General features: G+C 57.2%; 16 protein-coding genes. 7 read left to right on the plus strand and 9 right to left on the minus strand.

The window, feature by feature from the left end:
- Positions 1-22: 22 nt before the first annotated feature.
- From AC0L2A_RS01655 to AC0L2A_RS01670, 4 genes are all read right to left on the minus strand, one after another.
- Positions 23-1006 carry a glycosyltransferase family 2 protein gene (locus tag AC0L2A_RS01655; RefSeq protein WP_473607243.1) on the minus strand — a complete coding sequence of 328 codons (984 nt, stop codon included), beginning with the start codon at positions 1004-1006 and terminating at the stop codon, positions 23-25.
- Between the two features lies 1 nt (position 1007).
- Complete coding sequence (locus AC0L2A_RS01660; protein ID WP_473607244.1) at positions 1008-2282, minus strand: O-antigen ligase family protein; 1275 nt, start codon at positions 2280-2282, stop codon at positions 1008-1010.
- 633 nt (positions 2283-2915) lie between these two features.
- The gene (locus AC0L2A_RS01665; RefSeq protein WP_473607245.1) at positions 2916-3617 is read right to left on the minus strand and encodes a class I SAM-dependent methyltransferase; all 702 of its coding nucleotides are present in this window, start codon (positions 3615-3617) and stop codon (positions 2916-2918) included.
- A 105-nt stretch (positions 3618-3722) separates the two neighbouring features.
- Complete coding sequence (locus AC0L2A_RS01670) at positions 3723-5786, minus strand: hypothetical protein (protein ID WP_473607246.1); 2064 nt, start codon at positions 5784-5786, stop codon at positions 3723-3725.
- A 670-nt stretch (positions 5787-6456) separates the two neighbouring features.
- Here AC0L2A_RS01670 and AC0L2A_RS01675 point away from each other — a divergent pair.
- From AC0L2A_RS01675 to AC0L2A_RS01685, 3 genes are all read left to right on the plus strand, one after another.
- Positions 6457-7281: a hypothetical protein gene (locus AC0L2A_RS01675; RefSeq protein WP_473607247.1), complete on the plus strand. Its 825-nt coding sequence runs from the start codon at positions 6457-6459 to the stop codon at positions 7279-7281.
- Between the two features lie 124 nt (positions 7282-7405).
- A complete protein-coding gene (locus tag AC0L2A_RS01680) occupies positions 7406-8098 on the plus strand; it encodes a methyltransferase domain-containing protein (protein ID WP_473607248.1) in 693 nt (230 codons plus the stop codon).
- Positions 8099-8178: 80 nt separating this feature from the next.
- Positions 8179-8958, plus strand: a complete 780-nt coding sequence (locus AC0L2A_RS01685) for a sulfotransferase family 2 domain-containing protein (RefSeq protein ID WP_473607320.1) — start codon at positions 8179-8181, stop codon at positions 8956-8958.
- A gap of 473 nt (positions 8959-9431) precedes the next feature.
- On the opposite strand, the gene AC0L2A_RS01690 is transcribed toward AC0L2A_RS01685, so the two are convergent.
- Both AC0L2A_RS01690 and AC0L2A_RS01695 read right to left on the minus strand, forming a co-directional pair.
- Entirely contained in the window at positions 9432-10697 is a 1266-nt protein-coding gene (locus AC0L2A_RS01690) for a polysaccharide pyruvyl transferase family protein (RefSeq protein WP_473607249.1), read from the minus strand.
- Between the two features lie 11 nt (positions 10698-10708).
- Positions 10709-12289 (minus strand): lipopolysaccharide biosynthesis protein, encoded by a 1581-nt coding sequence (locus AC0L2A_RS01695; protein ID WP_473607250.1) that lies wholly within the window; start codon positions 12287-12289, stop codon positions 10709-10711.
- Between AC0L2A_RS01695 and AC0L2A_RS01700 the strand changes: the two genes are divergently transcribed.
- Positions 12288-12455, plus strand: coding sequence for a hypothetical protein (locus AC0L2A_RS01700; protein ID WP_473607251.1), 168 nt, complete (start codon positions 12288-12290; stop codon positions 12453-12455). The two genes, AC0L2A_RS01695 and AC0L2A_RS01700, sit on opposite strands and share 2 nt — an antisense overlap.
- 83 nt (positions 12456-12538) lie before the next feature.
- Here the strand turns inward: AC0L2A_RS01700 and AC0L2A_RS01705 are convergent, their stop codons facing one another.
- From AC0L2A_RS01705 to AC0L2A_RS01715, 3 genes are all read right to left on the minus strand, one after another.
- Entirely contained in the window at positions 12539-13750 is a 1212-nt protein-coding gene (locus tag AC0L2A_RS01705) for a glycosyltransferase (protein ID WP_473607252.1), read from the minus strand.
- Between the two features lie 61 nt (positions 13751-13811).
- Entirely contained in the window at positions 13812-15059 is a 1248-nt protein-coding gene (locus AC0L2A_RS01710; RefSeq protein WP_473607253.1) for a glycosyltransferase family 4 protein, read from the minus strand.
- 894 nt (positions 15060-15953) lie between these two features.
- The gene (locus AC0L2A_RS01715) at positions 15954-17321 is read right to left on the minus strand and encodes an exopolysaccharide biosynthesis polyprenyl glycosylphosphotransferase (protein ID WP_473607254.1); all 1368 of its coding nucleotides are present in this window, start codon (positions 17319-17321) and stop codon (positions 15954-15956) included.
- 479 nt (positions 17322-17800) lie between these two features.
- Between AC0L2A_RS01715 and AC0L2A_RS01720 the strand changes: the two genes are divergently transcribed.
- From AC0L2A_RS01720 to AC0L2A_RS01730, 3 genes are all read left to right on the plus strand, one after another.
- Positions 17801-18436 (plus strand): Crp/Fnr family transcriptional regulator, encoded by a 636-nt coding sequence (locus tag AC0L2A_RS01720; protein WP_473607321.1) that lies wholly within the window; start codon positions 17801-17803, stop codon positions 18434-18436.
- A 450-nt stretch (positions 18437-18886) separates the two neighbouring features.
- Positions 18887-19180: a hypothetical protein gene (locus tag AC0L2A_RS01725; RefSeq protein ID WP_473607323.1), complete on the plus strand. Its 294-nt coding sequence runs from the start codon at positions 18887-18889 to the stop codon at positions 19178-19180.
- A 250-nt stretch (positions 19181-19430) separates the two neighbouring features.
- On the plus strand, positions 19431-20402 hold the full coding sequence (locus AC0L2A_RS01730) for a Vgb family protein (RefSeq protein ID WP_473607255.1): 972 nt from the start codon (positions 19431-19433) through the stop codon (positions 20400-20402).
- Positions 20403-20467 lie beyond the last annotated feature (65 nt).

Raw genomic sequence — 20467 nt, forward strand, 5'->3', positions numbered from 1 at the left:
CGTTCCCGATTGCCTTGTGCCTCTAGCGCTGAGCGCCCCGATATTCGTCAATGCCGCTCCCTTTGCGCAGGGCGCGGTAGAACAACAGCTTGGCTGCGCGGCGCACCTGGGGCTCCACGCCCCTCGGCAGGACGCAAAGAAGGATGTAAACATAGACGCGCCATGACAATGGATTGTGCCACATCGCGCGAATGAGCAAGCGCGCTCCGCGTTTCTTTTCGCCTTGAGCCACGCAATCATTGGCCGCCTTGCCGTACAAACGCGCGTTGCGCCGACGCGCGAGGTGCGTAAGTTCCGGCCGTCGCATGACCCATTCTCGCGTGAGGCCTTCGCTTACCGGCAGAAGCGCGTCGAGTCTGCGGGTTATGTTCGAGCCATGGCGCCGTTTATAGACGAGTGCTCCGGCCACATGTTGAAATGTCCAACGCTCGGCTGCGCGCAAACAAAACTCTGTATCCTCTCCAGCCCTGAATGCCTCGTTGAATACCCCGATGTCTTCGACCATCTCCCGCCGCATAACCATACTGGAAGGAATAATCGGCCCATCAAGCAGAAAATATGTCGGCAGCGTATCGCATTGGTCCGCGCGATAGCGGCGCACGGCGACGGGTAGAGCATCTGACAGATCCGGAGCGGAAAAATCGACAATATCGCTATAGACAAGACCTGCCTTGCAGCCATTGCCCAAGACGGCTAATTGACGCTCAAGCTTGTCCTCGGCCCAGAAGTCATCGCCGTCGAGAATTGCAATGAGATCGCCGGCAGCATGTCTGATGGCAAGATTCCTCGCCGATGAAAGCCCGATACCCGCCGTCGTCAGGACATGTACACGCGGCTCCCGATCGGCCAGCGACGCTATCACTTCCGACGAGCCGTCCGTCGAGCCATCATTGACAATGATGATCTCTTTGATGTGGCTCGACGCGGTCTGATTAATCACGCTTTCCACTGCCTGCACTATGAAGCGTTCTTCATTGTGGCATGTCAGGACAACCGAAACACTCATCTCATGCTCCTGGCAAGGGGCTCCCGAGAAATCGAGGATGTCTCATGCTCCTGGGGTGGCTCCTCCGCATCCTGTGCAATGATAGGCAAAGCCCGTGCCGCGTCAATTCAGGCAGGAGCGAGACAAGGGTTAGCGTGATGAAAGCTCGTGTGCCAGAGGCTTCTGTTCCAACGTAAAAGGCGCAGGGTACAAGAAGCACGAGGGGCAGAAGCCGTGCCTGCGTCGCTCCGATCAATCCGTGAGAAAACGCCCAGCTTAAAGTACGGCTTAAGCGCAACCATGCAGCAATCCATATGAGAATATAGAGGCTGAGCCCAATGATGCCGTTCTCGGTGAGGATGCGTTGAAACTCGCCATGTATCCCCAGCCGCAACTCGGCAGGAAGATTGCTGAACTCGGTATTGACAATATTCTTGAATTTGTTCGTCCCCACGCCCACTAATGGACGTTCGGAGATAAGCTTTTTGGATAGAGTGAAGGCAAACGCGCGCTGGACATTGCTCGGCGTGTCACCAGGGGCATATTTCCCCGTCGCGGCCAAATATTCGTGTTGCCCCATGCTCAGCGGATTGACGATGGTCTGCAATTGCTTTTCGACATAGGCGTTGTCTACCATGATCGATAACGTGAAAAGACCCACGAAGCCGGCGGCGATCGCTGGTACCATTGCAGCGATCCGTCCGCGCATCAGAAGCGCAGCGGTCAGAAAGAGATAGATCAAAAACGCCTTGCGTTCCCCGGATAGCAGGAGCAGGGGAAGTATCCCTGCCCATGCAAACCAAAGGGCGCTCCGCTTGCCCCGTTTGGCGAAGAGGAGGAGCCCCGCGAGCGCAATTGGAAGGAAGGTGAATACGAGCTTTGGGTCGACCAAGTGCTTCCAGCCGACCGAGTAGCCATGAGCCACATGCCAAGTGATCGTATAGGCGAGAATCAGCACCATGCCGAAAAGCAAGATGTTGACGGCCTTCTGCGTCTCGAGCCATCTAGCCTCCTGTGCGATGGCGAACGCAAAGGCGCCCACAGTGGACATCTGCAACAACTCGCGCAGGCCGTTCTCTGCGTCCACGCTGAAGGCCGAGACCATGTGCCAGCCCAAGAAGGGCAGGAGCAGTAGAAAACCGGCCGAAAAAGCCAAATTTCGCCAACGGCCCGTCGCCAGGCCAATGATGAGCGCCAGCAATACGATCACCTCGAACGGACGCAGCAATACAAGACCCGTCTCGAGCCTGATTGGCAGGAAGAGGCTCAGTATCGCGAATGTGAGGAGATAACGCATCATAGCCCCCTCGCGGCGCGATATTCTTTTAGCATGTTCTCTTTCCCGGAAACAGAACTTGTTGGATGTATCAATGCCAGCCCGCAGAGAAACACTTCACCCTGCTCCAGCCGACGACCTCATCGTCCGCTCGCTGTGGCAATCGCATATCGAAGAGGTTTCCGCCTGTTGGCAAAGCTCACCCTCCTCGGCTGCGGGGAGGTTTACTGGTGGCAGAACTCATCAGCAGTCCGACGAGAGTGGTGAGCATCCCGACGGCTTGCGGTCGGTGCGGCCTAGCCGACGGTCTCGCTCTCCGGTGTCCAGGCTTCTGGCTGGTCGAGCACAGAGACCGCGCGAAACATGGCAGCGAATCTTATGCCCGGTATCCCGCGAACTGAGCTCATAGCTTGCGCCATTCGTCTACGATCGGAACGCCGTCGCGATACCAGAGGCACTCTATTGCGACGCAATCACGTTCGATACGACAGTCAGCTTTTGGACTGGTGAAGCCTCGCCCGAGAGGACCGTCAATGCGCTGAATTTCGGCGGGACATCAAGGGGATGGGTCCGCGCAAGTGCACGCCATTCAGTCCGCAGAAAGCCTTTGAGAAAAGCAAGGGACATATCCGTGGCGGTGGTTCCAATCTCACCTCAGATTCGATCGCTCGTGCTCATCGCCCGGAAGCACATAAAAGCCTGAGAGTTTAGGGCAGGGCCCAAGCCCGGAAATGGAGAGTATCCGATCGAGATCGGGGCGAAGCTGCAGACGAGTCTCTGTCGAAGCACCCTGTAGTCAAACCCCTTGTGATCGAGATAGGCGCCGGACTTGCTCCGTGGGACCTGTTGCCAGAGAATTGCCGCACGGAATAGCTCCCTGGCGCTGTATCGCCATCGCGACTTGTTTATGAAAACGGCGTTGGGGTACTTGAGCAAGAGAATAGGCCCAACCATGATGGGCACGGAGATGATCAGAACTCCACCAGCCCGAAGAGAGCGCTCACAGAACGAGATGAACTCCTCTAATACGTGGTCGTCGACATGCTCGAGGGTTTCAAAGGCCAGCACCGCGTCTAGTACCTCATCAGGTATCTCTCCCAGGTTCCCTACCGGCGTGAACGATGGGGCTTTTGGCGTCACATAGGGATCATAGCCGTAAAGCGGTCCTGTCCAGCCCCCGCCGGCCAGCGTGTTAAGAAAGTCGCCATTGTTGGATCCGTAGTCGAGGATAGCGCTGCTTGGAGAGAGATGTTGCTTCACAAGTCGGATACCCCTTTCATGCCGGCTTCTCTGCGCAAACCGCGCGGCCGGGTTGGGGCTATTCACCGTCAAGCGATCATAGGCGGACGGACTCATATGTTTCTCCCGGGGCGAAAAGGAACTAAGAGGAGACCCTGCCGCCTGTCCTTTTTGCTCGGGCAGGTGATGCCATAGTCAAGCCGCGAAAGCTCATTTGCACGATTACCTCTCTACGACGTCCGCTTCGGCTGTCCAGGCTTCCGGCTGATCGAGCAAAGAGAGAGCACGCACTTGGCACCGGATCCTGTGCCCAGCATCCCTTGCATTGAGCTTGTATGTTGCAGCAGTTTCGCCGATGATGGGAACTCCGTCACGATACCAAAGGTACTCCAGATGCGACGCTGGCACATTCGGCTGTACGCTCAGCGTGCTTCCGATTGAGGCAGAGCTGGAAAACTCTGGCAATCGCGCGAAGCCTGCAGGCACCTCCGCAAGGTCCGACTCCTTCTGGCGGACCCGAATATAGTCTATGGCCATGTCGTAAGTTTCGGATGGATCCGGCAAGACTCCGCCCCTGCCGGATCGAAAGCCCAAATCGACCATGATGTATTTTTGCGCGGCAAGCTCCGGAGTCGTCGGGCAACGTGCCACTTCATAGCCATCAATCACGAAGTATGTGTAATTATCTTCGATCTGGGCGTACCACGTATGAAACTCGCCATCATATATGTCTATCGCGTTGGGGAAGCCGTTTGATTGGTCGATCGGGTAGCCGGCGATCTTCCTGCGCACGTCAGCGGCGGCGGCGATTTGGGGATCGAGATAGGCAAGCGCCGCCTTATGCACATGCTGGCTGATATTGATCCACGTTCCGTCCTCCGCCCCATATTCCCAAAAGTCAGTTTCCAGACGATTCCGCGTCCGCCAAAACAGGTGCTCCTTGCCATAGGCCCAGAAGGCAGGAAAGAAGCCCGGGCGCGGCGCGGAAAGCTTGGGGAACTTGGCGCGGATCTCGAATATTCCTTTTCCCCACCACCGACCTTGGCCGTTGTTGTTGACCGAAGAAAACGCTCCGGTCCTCCAAACCTTGTTGTGGACGAGACGGAGCGACAGCGTGTGGCTCTCGGCATCGTGAATGTATGAAGACGGCGTACCGGAAATCCTCTGTGCCTTCGCATCCCCGCCGATATTGGTGAGGTGCGTTGGCGCGAACCAGCCGCTGCTCTGTGCGCCTGTCAGATCGTCGACAATGGTGTTGGTCTCGAAATCGTCGAAGAACACCGTCGTATAGCCGCTGATATCAGGCGCCGCCTGACCGCGATGGGCTTGGTTCGTCCTTGTATCAACCGCCGCCCAACTTGCCCAAGCCTGCGAATCGAAGGCATAGCGCGCGGGATTGTCGCTGGCATCCACCGCCGAAGGCGGGCTCTTTCTATAGGGATGATCGTCGGGCAGGTCGGCTTGCCTGCCGGCGCGCCACATGGCCCAACCCACGAGCTTGTCGATCTGCGCATCATTGAGTTCGCTTTGCCCGATGATGACGCAATCGATCGCGACATCGGCCCTCATCGGATTGTTCACATCGCCCATGAAGCTCTGCGATTTCATTAGGTTGGGTTTCAATGCATGAATCGCCTGGCCGGCCGTCTTGACCCCATTCACCACAGCCTGCATCACGAATCCGCGACGGTACCCGACCATGACATTCCAGTCGTCAAAATCGGTCGAGTACTGCCCTTCCTCGCTCTTGAGCTTGCCGTCATGGAGCCGCGAAACGAATGTGCCGGACGAGGGCTTGAAACAGACCTGGGGCTGGCGATGCACCGGGCCACCCTCCGCGCCATTGACGCAAACAACGGAAACGTTATTCGCATCTGCATTGATCGCCGAATTGCACCGGGCGATCACGAGCCACCACCGGTGGAGATAGGGGGAATCCTTATCGACTGGCCAGGTCAACGCCTGTTTCGTGCCCTTCTTGAAGAGGACGCCGCCGTTATTCGGAAGCTTTGTTGGGCAAAGGGAGGGCTCGGCTTGCACCGCAGCCACCGGCTTCACGCCGCCGGATTGCCATGAGGAGATTTCGCCTTCGGCCAGATCCTCCTGAAACCAGGATTTCACAATCATTTCCGGGAACAGACCAGGCTGCCAGGAGTGAGCTTTCGGCTGCGAGCCTTGCGCCGGACCGGCGGCGCGAGCGTCCCGTCCTGGGCGACCGGATGCCGTCAGCACAAGGGCGGCGCATGCGGCCAGCGCCAGATCCCGGCGAGAAATGCGGTGGGTCATTATCTAGTCCCTTACCTATCTCACATCACCTATCTCACATCGCGCCAGTATCCGCTGGTTTCGAGCTAAGGCTGCACCACGACGCCCGTTACCGATTATTGCGCTTCTCCTCGCAAAAACAATTCGCCGCGTTAGTTTGGCTTTTCAATGACGTCCTGCGGCGCCGAAGGGCAACAGAATCCTTCGAAACGGAGTGTCCGCGAGCATTGAGATACTATGGAACGAGCCGTTATCGTAATTCGTTCGGTCGAGGGGGCTCGAACATACGGGTCCACATGATCGCTGCCTCTCTCTCAACGTAAGATGGCCGCAGACAAGTTCTGGCAATTCTGCTACAAGGGGCTTAGTTTGCTCCGAAGATCTATCCGCGCGCCGGAACCCACTCGGTCAGTCTCCCGCGAGTTCAATGTGATGAACTTCGCCCGTCCTAGTACCTCCTTTCAGAAATCGGATTTCCCATGCGTTTCGTGTGGTACGAGTAGCGCTTGCAGTGCTGTCCGGCACGCGGCGATGAAGCGGGCGCGCTCCTGACGATGGTCGACAACCAAAAAACACGCGCGCTACGGGTACAGTGACACGAGCCTTTACGACGCGAGGGTTAGGAAATACTATCGCCCAATACACTCAGACAGGTCAATAGCGCACCGAACCGCAATCCCTGGACCCCAGAATGGATCGAGCCATTGTCATAAATTCCTTCGGCCGCGGCGGGTCGAACATTCTGGCGAATATGATCGGCTCTTCGCCCGGCGTCCTCATGACTTTCGATGAGTTTTGGCAGTTCTACTACAACGGCGGCTGGAATCTTCCTCCAAAGGTCTATCGGCGTCTGGGAGTCCGGGCGGGCAAGCTTGCCTCCAGGTCAGTGTTCTACGCTAAGCGATTTCAGAAGCGTCTGGAAAGAAGCATCCAAGCGTCGATTGCCGCTGACTACCAGCTGCGGAAGGAAAGGGGGCTCGATCTCGCGCTCGCGCGCCACGTCCTCTTTAAGGTGACTGAGTACGACATCTTCCTGAACTCTGAAATCGAGAAGCAGTTCGAAGAGACGATCTTCGTCGGGCTGGTGAGGAACGGCTACGGCCTTTGCGATTCATGGAACCGCCGAGGGGTGCCGGCCATGATGGCGGGTCGAGTCTACAGCCACATTGCCGGCAAGATGCTTGAGGAACAGGCTGCCAGAGACAACTACTTGCTTGTCAGGTTCGAGGATATGGTTGCCCATCCTCTCCGCTTTCTGGATCGCCTGTACGGGCGCCTGGCGCTGCCGCGGCCCCGTGAGGACGCCTATATTCACAAGCCAAAGAGCCATGGGCCCGGTCAGGAGGCCGCCGCGTCTGCACGTCGCACCATGCGCATAGTGGACAAAAGCTACTGGGCGTCACTCCTGGCCGAGAACATAAACGCTGCTGCGATCGAGCGACTGACGAGCGAGGACCTGAAGGACTTCAACAAGTACGGCTCCGGCGTCATGAAGACCCTGTACGAGGTTCGGTGAAGCAGCCCGGGCCCCTGAATTCGCAGGGGGTGGAGCAAGCGAAGGAGGCGAGCGGTGATCAAAATGCGCGCCTTTGGCGACCGGCCCTCGCACACTGTAACTAGCGTAGGGGGAATGCTCGCCGATGCGTCCGAATGAAGCCAAGCACGTTCAGACGCTCTTGGCTTCGCTTCCGAGCGAAGCAATGAATCCTTGCCTGAATATCGGCTCCTCAACCGCCCATTTTCGGACGGTGGAACAGCCCCACGTCGACCTGCACGTGTTTCGGCCGCTTCGTGAGCGCGGGGTACGCATCCTCAATATCGACATGAAGGAAGACGAGGGAGTCGACTTGGTTGGAGATGTGCTGGATCCGGCCTTCCAGGAGCGCCTGAGGGCGCTCCATCCCAGGCTCGTCATGTGCAGCAACCTACTCGAGCATTTGATTGATCCGGGCGCATTTGCCGAAGCCTGCGCCAGTATCGTGGAGCCTGAGGGATTCCTGCTGGTCACCGGCCCGTACAGCTATCCCTATCACCTTGACCCGATCGATACTCTCTACCGGCCAGCCCCCGATGAAATCCGTCGCCTGTTTCCTGATTTCGCTTGCCTGGAAGAGGCCGTCGTTTCGGACAGCACCTATCTGGACGATCTACGGAACCAAAATACATCACGAGAGCTGATCCGGCTTATTACGCGGCATGTTCTCAGTTGTCCGTATCTTCTTCTTGCTGACTTTGAGCGTTTCAAGGCTCGCTATCATAGATACTTCTGGATCTTTCGACCCTATTCGTCGACCGTGGTGCTGCTCCGGCGACAGTTTAAGGTTGATCAGTAGGTGATTGGATCATCCCGAAACGGCGCTGTAATCTTAGAGGACGAAGATCCATGTTCAATAAACAACGCGCTGAACCTGGGATGACCATATCCGCAAAGTACTCTCACGAGAATCCCCTACGGAAGAGCGTTTTTCTCACGCGCGATTCACACTCCTTGCAAATCAGAGCGCAACTCTCTTACATTGCGACAAGACGAATACTGTTTTCACTACAGAACCGACCTGCGTCTCCTCTCGAAACAGACGTACTCATTTCTGTTCGCCATAAGGCAATAGTCGTAACAATCCCCAAATCCGGCAGCGGATCTCTTATGGCAGCATTTCTCGACCGTTGGTCCGACCAGGACGGCGTGTGGTCTGAGACAACTTCACTCCAGGCTCTCTTGCGCAAGGACTTGAGCAGAAGAGAATATCGGGTAGTGGCAGTCGTTCGCAATCCCTGGGACAGGGTCTACAGCTGTTATCGGGATAAGATAGCACGGCTGGACCGGGGACGTCGCCGGGCGCACTTAATCGCACGTTACGAGGGCCTGCGTCCATTCATGCCTTTCGATGCCTTTGTTAGCTGGCTCGGCTCCGATGAGGGGACGGATGATCGCGCCGATCGCCACTGGGCGTCTCAGAGTGCCTTCTTGCGCGCGGAAAAGGAGTACAGATGCGATCACGTCTTCAAGCTTGAGCAGATTTCAGACGAGGTCGATCGACTGCGTGACATCCTCGGGGAACCAGATTTCCAGGTCCCGCGAACGAACATCTTCGGGAACACTCATGCTCGTCACGATGTGTACAATAGCTATACGCGGGCAATAGTCGAGAAAAGATACGAGGAAGACATCGACCGCTTCAGATATGCCTTCTAACTTGGCGTTCTTGTAATACGGGACTGGAAACGACCCGTGCGCAACGCCTTGGATAAAACGCTAGGCAAGTAGACACCAATTACCCCTGCTATCGGGGCCCCCGTGCATGTTATCGGCGAGGAGACCTCTCAGGGGCCCCAATGCGATCCCGACGCAGTACCGGGTGATGAGCCGCGCGCCGTCCCAAATCTTGCCGCACCTGCGAGCAGGCTGGCGGTGGTGCGGGGGCTCGCCGGTAGCCGATTGAAGAGAAGCTGCGGATGGTACCGGAGAGCTGGAGATGGACGTGCTCCGCCTCGCGTTCGGACGAGCTACGGCCTGGGCGGCTGAGAACTCGAGCAAGAAGCTCGCGGCTTGACACGAGGTCCGATCCAACTTCAAGTCGGGGGCGCCATGGGTCAAAGGATGGCTTACTCAGGTCTCCTCGCCGATCACATGCATGGCGCCCGACAACAGGTGAACACGCGCCGAACCTATGCAAGCGCAAACAATGGTGCGTACGCCACTTCTATCCTTCTCAGCTGTTCCGAAATTGCGCTTGTGCCAGCCGACGAAATAAAGGATCGCTGCTCTGATAGACATAGTCCTAGCTTGGCAAGGACCCGATCCGACCAACCAGCCTGCTGCAATCTTTCAGTTTCGAGCGGATAATCCAATTGGCGAAAGATCGCTGATAGTTTGAAGACCGACGGTTCGATGCTAACGACCGGGACACCCTCGCAAAGCGCCAAAATCGAAGCATGCAGGCGGCTGCTGATGACGGCATCGCATTTTCGGTATATGGACCGAAGCTGCTGATATCGAGGCTGGTAGTTGATGACCGTGGATTTATCGATCATTCGACTCAAGTGTCTGGCGAAAGGCAAATCGCGATGGATTGCATTCGACACAAGAACGATGGGACGCCCGGCCCTATTCAGACCTTCTGCCAGACGCGCCCATTCATCCACGCCCTGCATAGCCCCCAAGCCATTAACTGCAAGCCCGATCGCCCCGCGGGGTATGGCGCTTGCAGCCTCCGGCACCGATATCTGTGAGGCCAGAAATACCATATCCGGTGCCTCATGAATAATCGAATTGCGCACGCCAAGATCTATCGCAACTTCAACCGATTTTGCGTCGCGCACGCTCAAATAGCACAGGTTCTTGTATACGTGAGCAATCAAGGCACCGAGAGCATTGTTCCCGATCTCGAGGCTGTGGTTGATTGCGACAGTCTTCTTTCCGCTTAACTGAGCGATTCGAAGCAACAGAAGCAACCGCATCACTTGATGAGGATCGCCGGTTGGACAAATTTCCCCTGCGGGATTCCAAACGACTAAATCGGAAGTACAACAAGCTGTCACAGCGGTTACAGGAACTGATCTCTCGATTAGTCCCATGCCGGCCAATTTCCTACGCAACGCCAGCTTCTGCTTTACTCTTCGGAAGGGACCACGAAGCTCCTTTCCCGTCTCGTCAAGCTTGACCAAATCTAACTCAGCTTTCGCTGGCAAAGGCGCGTCCTCCCTGTAAAAGCGCAATGTCAGCGCGTGAGCTAGTGCGTCAAACTCCTTGATCGAACCTCCACCGATGCCCCTCAGATCAAATTGTTCGAAAAAGCGTGGGTAACGATCAATAGCTCGAACATCCGCAGCAGGAAAACGGGATGTTACGTACCGTATGAACTCCGTAGAGAGTCCCTCATTGCCCGCATTTTGCGTATGAAGACGCGTTATAAGAAGAACACGAGGTCTCATATCAGTCCCGATCACATAGAGTAACGAGCAAACCGGCGAAAAGCAAACCTCGGCAGCGTTCGAACTCCTTCTACACCAAACCACACCAAAGTTTTCTCTGGTAAGAAGTATAGCAGTAGGAGCACTGAGTTCATAACAGCAAGAGTGCCGATTGCGAGAATGACAATGCTCGATTGCCCAACAAGCATAGCCTTTGTACCTACGCCGATGGCAACAACCACCAAGGCGAGAGACATTGGCATAACGTGAGCCCTAAGAATGGCACCGATACTCATTTCCATAACTCTGGAGACGAGTCGGACGGTGATCACAAAAGCAGCGCCGAAAGCCAGTAGCACCACCGTGCAAATGCTGGCGAGGCCATGATCGGAAGTCGTCAGGATGCCGAGTGCGAGTATAGCAACGACAGCGCAGTTATTTTTGATGATGAGGTAAGGCTGCCCCAGCGCCTGAAGGACTGCGTAACTAACCCTGTTACCAAGCCGAAAATATAGGCTGATCGCAAGAAGGGCAAAGGGCAAGACAGCCTCGTCCCATCGTGGACCAAGCATAATGTCGACAAGCTCTTGCGCGAAAACGATAGAAAATGCACTGGTCGGGATGGTGGCCAGAGCCGTTAAAGATAGGCCCTTCAGGAATCCGCTGCGCAGGCGTTCTCGGTCATTCTGAAGCTGAGCCATGGCAGGAAATGCAACAGTTCGGATGATGCCGTTGAAGAGATGCCCTGCATTTTCGCTGAGGAAAGCCGCGCGCGTGAAAAGACCGAGCGCCTCGGCGCCCATGAGCCGTGCGATAAGAAACTTGGGGGTATTGTTCACCAGGTATCCGAAGGGCTGCGTGAGCGAGAACCCAAGGCTCATCGGCCACAATTCGCGAAACGCTCGAGCTGAAAAGCCGGGCAGCACGAGAAGCTTGCGAGCAGCAACTCCGAAGGCAAGCGCACCAACAGACACTTCTGCAATCTGCATGGCAACGAGCGACCAATAGCCGAATCCGGCGAATGCCATGGGAACAGCAACGACGAAGACCGCTACGGAGAAGCTGAAGAGCGGGCGGAGAGAAACCGCCCTTATCCTCATGTTGCGCACAAGGAGCGCCTCGCAGATCAAGTTGAAGGAACCCAGCGGAGTCGTGAATGCGAGCAGTTTCACGACATCGGTTAGAGCTTCGATACGCATCAATGCTGCGACAAACGGCGCTGCGAGCCACAAGGCGGCACCGATCACGCAAGATAGAGTAAGAGAGACACCGAGCGCAGTTGCTATGTGATCTCGCTCGACGACCTTGCGCTGGACGAGCGCCTGGGCCAGGCCCAAACCATAGAGCATCGCCGCAAGCTCCACGGCGATGAGTGCGCCGCCGACCACGCCGTAATCCCGCGGCGAAAGCAGCCGCGCCAATATCGCAACCGAAATGATTTTCAGCCCCAGGCGAACGATCGAGGTTACGCCGGACCAAGCAGCGCCCTTCAGCATGCGCTCTGTCAGTTTGCGCGGTTTAGTTGTCGAGTTGCTGTCCTCCGTGTTTACCATGCACGATGCGCCGTTTGGGTCACCGGTAGCGTCTCCGCCGTCGTTTGCTGATTCAGCCATGAACAGAATCCTGTTGGCGCCATCGATGACCGCGCCATTCCAGCTTGATGAAGGTTGTCGCCAATACATCCCCCTTCCGTACGAAGAGCCTCTGCTTGACTGCATTTCTGCCGGGAGCCGCCTCGACCAGCTCGCCACCGGCAACATTCAAGTGACGCCGCACTAGGACGGAGTAAACCGCCCTTTCTGCTTCCGTCCACTGGCCAAATATGAGCGTCTGTGCATTAGATTCTCGCCTGGCAAAAGCAGCTACCAGACGAATCTCCTCTTTGTACCGAGCATGTATAGCTCCATTTGGAGCAGGGCGACGCTCTCCATGCTGAACCGCGCGGCGATTGTCTGTACTGCGTGCTGCGCCATCTCATAGCGCTCGGCTTCCGACAGGCCGAGCGCGCGACGAAGAAGCCCGGAAAACTCGGCATGCGAGCGGGCCAGAAAACCGCTGCGCTCATGTTCCACAATGTCGGACGCACCGCTGACATCGGTGACGATTGGGACCACGCCGCAGCTCATGGCCTCGAGCAGGGCGTTTGACATGCCTTCCGACGCCGAGGTGGAAAGATAGAAATCAGCCTCCCACAGAAAGGGAAACACATCTTCGACCGCGCCGGCGAAAGTGACCCTGCTGGACAGGCCCAACCGGGCCGCCTGCTCCTCGAGGGTGGCGCGGCACTGGCCATCGCCCAAGATGGTGAGTTGCACCTTTGCGTCGGCGGGAAGTGCCGCGAACGCATCGATCATGTGCCCGAGGCATTTTTCCGGATCGAGACGGCCAAGGCAGATAAAGCGTCGGCTGCCATCGGCGCTCGGCTCGCGGTGCGGCATGCGGGGCAGATCGATCCCATTCGGAATCATATGAATGCGATCCGCGTCGATGCCATGTCTCTTCAGATCACCAGCGATCTGGCGGCTATTTGCGATGAAGGCCGTGACGTGACGTTTAATCAAGGCGGACGCCCAGCGACCGATGATCTTCTTTTCGCGCACAACGTCGAGATCGAAACACCGTCCACCCCGGGCCAATTTTGCGAGAACCGGTTTGCGCAGGAGGGCTCCTGCCAATGCCGCCGGAACAGCGTGAAGTCGGGCATGGATGATATGTACGACATCGAATTCGTCGCGACGGCGCAGCATCCAGATCAAAACCTGGACACACCACGACAGGAACGACAGCATATGCCGCCCGCCCAAATACGGAGCCGCGCGCAAACGAAGGCGATGGATAGGCACCCCGTCGATGGCCGACCGTTTCGGGGTCGAGTGCGACAGTCTGGGTGCCAGAATGGTTGCGGAAACGCCGCTTTCAACCAGCGCCCGAGCAAATCGCCGCGCCTGTTGTTCGCCGCCGCCATATGACTCAGGAAAATAGGTTGGGAGCACGAGCAGAACACGTATGCTGGGAAGAGCTTCGGCTCGCGGGGTCTTCGTCGGATGAGCAGAGGCAACTTCTGTTACATTCATATCAATCCACCGAATTTGCCGCCAACAAATCCGGCAATCTGCCCGATCTCTGTAGGGCACTTCATCGCGGAAGAGCCAGATTTCGAACAGGAGGCCTAGTCGACGCTCCCTTGCTCGCCAGATGCTGGTTGAGAGCCTGGCGGTAAATGGAGTCGATCCGCTTGCCCATGCGATTGGCGTCCCAGTTCGAGAGGTCCGTCGCTGCGGCACCTTGGGCGAGGCAAGCCAGTTTTTCGCGATCCTCCAGGAGGGCGGCCGTGGCGTCGGCCATGGCGCTCAAGTCGTCCGGGGGTGTGATCACGCTATTGGTGCCAGGACGGAGCACTTCGCGAAGACCCGGCAGATCGCAAGCGACGCATGGCTTGCCGCCGGCGAGATATTGCATGAGCACGCGGGGCAATCCCTCCCGCATGGAACAGAGCAGGCAGAGATCCGCGAGTGCGATCAGCCGCTCGGGGTCGTCCCGATAACCGGCAAAGACCACGCGGCGTTGGAGCCCCAGCCGGTTGACTTGCAATTCGGCGATCGAACGAAGCGGCCCATCGCCTGCGAGCACAAGTACCGTGTCGGGTAAGCGCGCGGCGATTTTCTTGAAACCCTCTAGAAATTCCGCGTGTCGCTTGCGTTGCTCGAATGCCGCAATCATCAAGAGCACAGGCGGGTGCGGCGCGTCCGGTGTCAAGCGCAGCAAATCGCGCCAATCGTCGGGCGGACGGGCGTTGCGGAAACGATCAAGGTCGAATCCGGAATGGACGACATAATGTTTGTCTGGATGTCCCACTCCTGCGCTCAAATATAAGTCACGGACGCCCTCGCTCACGCTGATGAACGCACTGGTGACTGGTGCTGCAAGCTTTTCCAATGCGAGATAGACAAACCGCTCGGCGACGCCGACATTGACAAAAGGCACGATATGCACGCCATGAACGATCGCTGGAACGCCCGCCGCCCATGCCGCGAAACGCCCGAGAATGCCTGCCTTGCTGGTGTGCGTATGTACGATGTCGGCATTCAAGGCGCGGAATCTCCGGGTGAGCGCCAACAATGCCCTCATGTCGGAGACAGGCGAAATGGATCGGGTCAAGCCCGGGACGCCAATGAGTTCCACCCGCGGGTCCACTTTAGCTACAATTTCCCGGTCGACGGCCTCGCCATGCAGCAGGACAACATCATGTCCTCCTTGCGCGGCCCAATTGCAGGAATGGACGGTATTCTCATCAGCACCGCCATTGATGAGACGGGTAATGACATGAGCGATACGCAGTCGTCGCCCCAAGTCAATCTTGCCTTCCGCGTCCTGTGCTTTCATATCACCGCACCGATCGCGCTGAATTTATCCGTTGGGTGCGTTCCCACGCCCAGCCGCGCGTTTGGTTCATGTGTCCCGATATCGGTGCTACTGCATTGGAGTAACATGCCACGCCTCGGTGGGTGCATGCCGTATGGAGATGAACCCCGAACCTAAGTGTGCCCCGGCCATGGCACATGCAGTCCGTAAGGAGGGTTATTCCAACGGCTTCCAGTCGATCAGATCTAACTTGTTGGATTTAAACGTCTCGGAGAACTGCCGCTGTTACCCCGGGCACAGCGGAGTGATTATTTTGCGGTATACCTTGTACCAATACTTCTGCCTTATCGCGTTTGCGCGAAAATCGGATCGGAACCGGACTCGTTCAAAAAAGTAGTCGCGCTCCCGTTCGCGGCTCGCCTCGACGAAACAGTGAAGAAAATTCCTGTGCGGATGCATCAGACTCGCAGGTACAGCCGCATCGCACGCGCAACCAACATTCTAGAGGAAATCAAGAGCCGGATGCCATCGAGCGGAAGCTCATAGGACTGCACAATTTCTCGTGTTGAAGGGCGGCTACGCCGCCAAGCAAGCCTGCTTTCCGTTCGCCGCAATGAGCCCGTGGTCCGTCCTGAACCGTTGAAGGGCAAGATCCGACTGACTGCCCCCTGAGGTTCCGTCATGTGTTGCTCCGACCATCTCCCCGCGTCGCGTTGATTTTCGCATTTGTGCTAAATTTAGCCTGCGAGATGCGCAACTGTCCGGCGACTGAACCGGCGCGAACCCGATTGTGAGGCTCGATGTACTCGCTGGCGGCGGGATCGCCCGAGGCATCAGAATCAAAATTATCCGGTCAATCGGTCGGAAGATGGAATACATATATCCATTTAGCTTCCCTGAGGAGATGCTATTACTTCAATAGACATTACGATCCGAAAACATCAGTAGAGCAGTTTTCCAAATTATCTTAATGTCGAGAAGCATGCTCCAGGATTGTATATACCAGAGGTCATGCTCAACGCGTTTTTCCATCCTCCAGAGTTCCTTCGTTTCCCCTCGAAAACCATTGATCTGAGCCCACCCTGTTAGACCGGGTTTTACATGATGGCGATAAGCATAGCTCGCAATAGTCAAAGTATAGCTGTCGTCATGAGCGACGGCGTGAGGTCGGGGCCCAACCAGGGACATCTCCCCACGAAGCACGTTTAATAATTGCGGCAGCTCGTCGATGTTTGACCGGCGCAATATTCGGCCAAGTCGGGTAACCCGCGCATCATTGCGCTGAGCCTGGCGAATTTGTGTACCGTTCTCCTGCACCGTCATCGATCGGAATTTGTAAATATTGAACGGCTTACCACCAAAACCTCGTCGCATCTGCCGGAACACCACAGGGCGACCGTTCTCGAGCGCTATGGCACATGCGACCAAGGCCATCAACGGAGACAGGAACAGCAGTAGCAGGGATGCAACAGCAATGTCGAACAACCGCTTGAGCAGGCGTTCGGCAGGCCTCAACGGCACACGCTGGACTTCGAAGGCTCGCTGCCAGCCGGTGTGCAGCGGCCTTCCAGCCAGAATTCTATCTATGTAGGCGTCGGCGAAAAGATAAATCGGCAGCGGGAGGCGGGACATTTCCTCCAGGATGCGTTCGATCAACTTCCGCTGGTCCCAAGAGCAAAAGAGATAAACTGCCCCATACGAGCCATTACGGAACGCAGTCTGTGCAGCCGCGGCGGCGGCATGCACCGATCGTGCTGCGATCGTGCCATCATGGTTCTCGATGTTCGAAACACCACAAACCGCGATGCCCTGTTGCCCAAGCTTGTTGATTATCCCCTGTTCCTTTCCAGGAACGCCAGAGTAAAACAGATAAACTGTGCGCAACACGAGTTTCTCAGCCGCCAGAAGCCGTCTCAGCCCGCGCGCTAGAACCGCGTGGCCAGGCAGCAGGATTGGGAATCCGACCGCAAACGCCAGCGTCAAGGAGCCGCGCGAGAACGTCGACGTCGTCTTCGTGAGAAAGGCGAGCCAGAGAATTGAAAAGAAAACAAACAGCCAGCCGCTGAACAGTGTTTTGATCCTGCAGTGATCGTCCAGGATGCCACTAACCGTATAGGCGCCCCTGGCGGTCATGAATGCGACCAGCAACAGGCCGGCGGTAACACCTAGGCAGATCGAATCCCAGATTTCTGGCGGCCTCACGCCGAAGGCCCTATGGTAGAGCTCAATCGACGCAAGAAATATTGTCTGTCCAAGGAGGAAATCAGCAGCTGCGAGAAACATGCAGACTGCTCCCACGGGGAGCCGTAGCGGCTCTACGCTCCGCTTCCAGAGCGCACGCGACGCCTCGGTAGGTGCATGCCGCATAAGACGACCCCCCCGAATCCTGTTGCATCCCTTCTCCTCTATGGGTCATGGCACACGCCATCCCATAAGGAAGGAGGGGGTTATCCCAACGGCTTCCAGTCGGTTAGATTTGATTTAAATGTCTCAGAGACATGTCGCTGTTACCCCGGGCACAGACGAGTCGCTATTTTATCGTATTCTAATGTGTTAATATTTTCTGCCTTAACGCGTTTGCGTGAGAACGGGCGGGAGGTCGGACTCGTTCAAAGAGGTGGTCAAGGCAATGCTGTAGGGGGCTGGGGCGCTTACCCTATCAGGGAGAGGGAGCCATGACAGAGAATGGCGCTGAGGTTCGAGTCAAGCAGCTGAACAACATACGCTTATTTCGACAATTTGGACAAGATACTGTTAGTGAAATGGCGAAAGCAGCCATACTACGGAAGGTTCCAAAGAATAAAGTCTTAACTCACCTTGGGGACATACCGCGATATATTTACTACATAATTCGCGGAAAAGTTCGTCTTAGTGTTCCTCTCTCAGACGGCCGAGAATTCATCTATTCTGATCTCGGTCCGGGTGACACTTTCGACTTGACTAGATTGTTCATCTCGCGACACAGTAACATGAACGCTGCGTCAGTCGTGGACAGCGACTTGCTCCAAATCGAAGCAGCTTTCATGGCTAGCGTCTTCGACAAGCACCCAGATCTCGCACTGAAGGTGATCCCGTACTTATGCCAAGCAACGCACGACGCGCAAGAGCGAGTGATCCACAGTGCGTCCAATGCCCTATCCATTCGATTGGCAAACACGCTGTTGCGATTGATTGAGACCCCGCACAGCAAGGCTACCGTGAATGGAGCTCTGAGTATCCACATTTCGCAGACCGACCTCGCGGCAATGATCCCGGCGTCTCGAGCGAAAGTGAATCGTTGCCTGAGAGAATGGGAACGGCGGTATCTGACCCAATACGACCACGGCTCGCTGACAATTCTCAATCGCACCGCATTAGAGGCTGTTGCTCTTGGCTACTCGCGTTTGATCGTTCAATGATGCCTTTCCCGTGTGATCGGGCATCTCCACGCCATCCTCCGGGAAGATAATGAACCGGAAGTGGTGCCGGTCGTGCTTGGATCGCTCTAGAGTCCTTTACGTCGGCGTCGTAGGTCGCCGCACCGGACATGTGCGCCTTCCTAGATACGAGGACACCGCTCACTGCCGTGCAGACTGCGTCGACTGAATCGACCTCTCGATCAGTTCTTCGGTGGCCATTGGAACCGGGCAGACGATTTCATGCGAGCGGTAACGGCGGCCTTCTTCGTCGCCATCTTCGCCGTCGGTGGCATCTGTTTCACTCCCGACCCTCGAGACACCCAGCGAATTGGTCTCCAATGGCACGCACCAGGGCACCGCCTCTTTGCTGTGCGCGGTGCGACTTTGCTGTTGGAGAATCCGGGACTACATTATCATCAGCGTCGCCCAAGTACGTCACGTTGGTGGAAAATGGATCTGCAAGCCTTCAGAGATTCGATTGCGAAATCACAGCCGCCCGCCGGCTTGAGTCCTGCCTTGGAGGCGCTGTGGTGGGATGCAAAGGGCGATTGGGCCAAGGCGCATGAGCGCGCACAGCTGCGCGACGATATGGCAGGCATGCGCGTGCATGCTTACCTGCATCGCAAGGAAGGCGATCAATCCAATGCGGAGTATTGGTATCGTCGCTGCAACGCCGCGCCGTCGACCTCTACGCTTGATGAGGAATGGCAAGAGTTGGCGCGGGAACTTTTGCGGCAAGGCTGACGGCTTCCGCCGAAAAGTCTGGCTTTGGCTGCGATCCGTCGTCGCAATGCAGGTTTTCCCACGATGCTGCCGCCTATCGACGATTTCTGGGCTTGCAGGGCTGGGAGAGGGCAGGGAATACACTAGCTCCTGGCTTTGATCGGCAAGCGACACCGCGAGCTCGCCATCTGCGGCTCGGCCGCAGTGGCGCGAAAAGGAAATTTGGATCGCTCGCTGTGCAAATTGAAACGCGCGATGTGAGGAGTTCGCCATGTTTCGTACGATTGCGTCGGCGCTGTTCGCCGCGCTGCTCTGCTCGGTGGCCGCGCGTGCCGCCGCGGAGGAGGTCCGCTATTATCCCGTTCCGGAGGGCGCCGGCCCGCACGATGTCGCTCCGGCGCCGGATGGCTCCGTATGGTACACCGCCCAGGGACAGGGCGCGCTTGGGCGGCTCGATCCTGATACAGGCGCGGTCAAGCACATCAGCCTTGGCGACGGCTCGGCGCCGCACGGGGTGATCGTTGGTCCCGACGGCGCTGCCTGGGTGACCGACGGCGGCCTCAACGCCATCGTGCGCGTCGATCCCGAAACGGAAGCGGTGAAGGCGTTTCCGCTACCCGAGGGGCACGGCAACGCCAATCTCAACACCGGTTCCTTCGACAAGCACGGGAGGCTCTGGTTCACCGGGCAGGAGGGCATTTACGGCAGGCTCGATCCGGCGAGCGGCAAGGTCGACGTCTGGAGCGCCCCGCGCGGTCGCGGCCCCTACGGGATCACGACCACACCGTCCGGTGAGGTCTACTACGCCTCGCTCGCCGGCAACCACATCGCCCGGATCGATGTTTCGACCGGCGAGGCTTCCCCGATCGACCCGCCGACCGCGGACCAGGGCGCCCGCCGTGTCTGGTCGGATTCCAAAGGCCGCATCTGGGTCAGCGAATGGAACGCCGGCCAGGTTAGCGTCTTCGATCCGGCAGCAAATGATTGGCGCAGCTGGAAGCTGCCCGGAGACGCGCCCCAGGCCTATGCCGTCTATGTCGATGAACGCGACAAGGTCTGGCTCACCGATTTCAGCGCGAACGCCATCGTCCGCTTCGACCCGGAAACGCAGACCTTCGCGAGCTTCCCGTCCGACCGCGAAGACGCCAATGTGCGCCAGCTCAACGGGCGCTCCGGCGAGGTATGGGGTGCGGAGTCCGGTACCGACCGCCTTGTCGTGATCGAGACCGAAACGGGCAATTAAAGCAAAGAGGTCGAGGCAACGACGAGTCAGTTGCGCGAAGAGACCCTCGGCGATTGTCTTTTGAC

Source organism: Mesorhizobium sp. WSM4844, assembly GCF_055811775.1.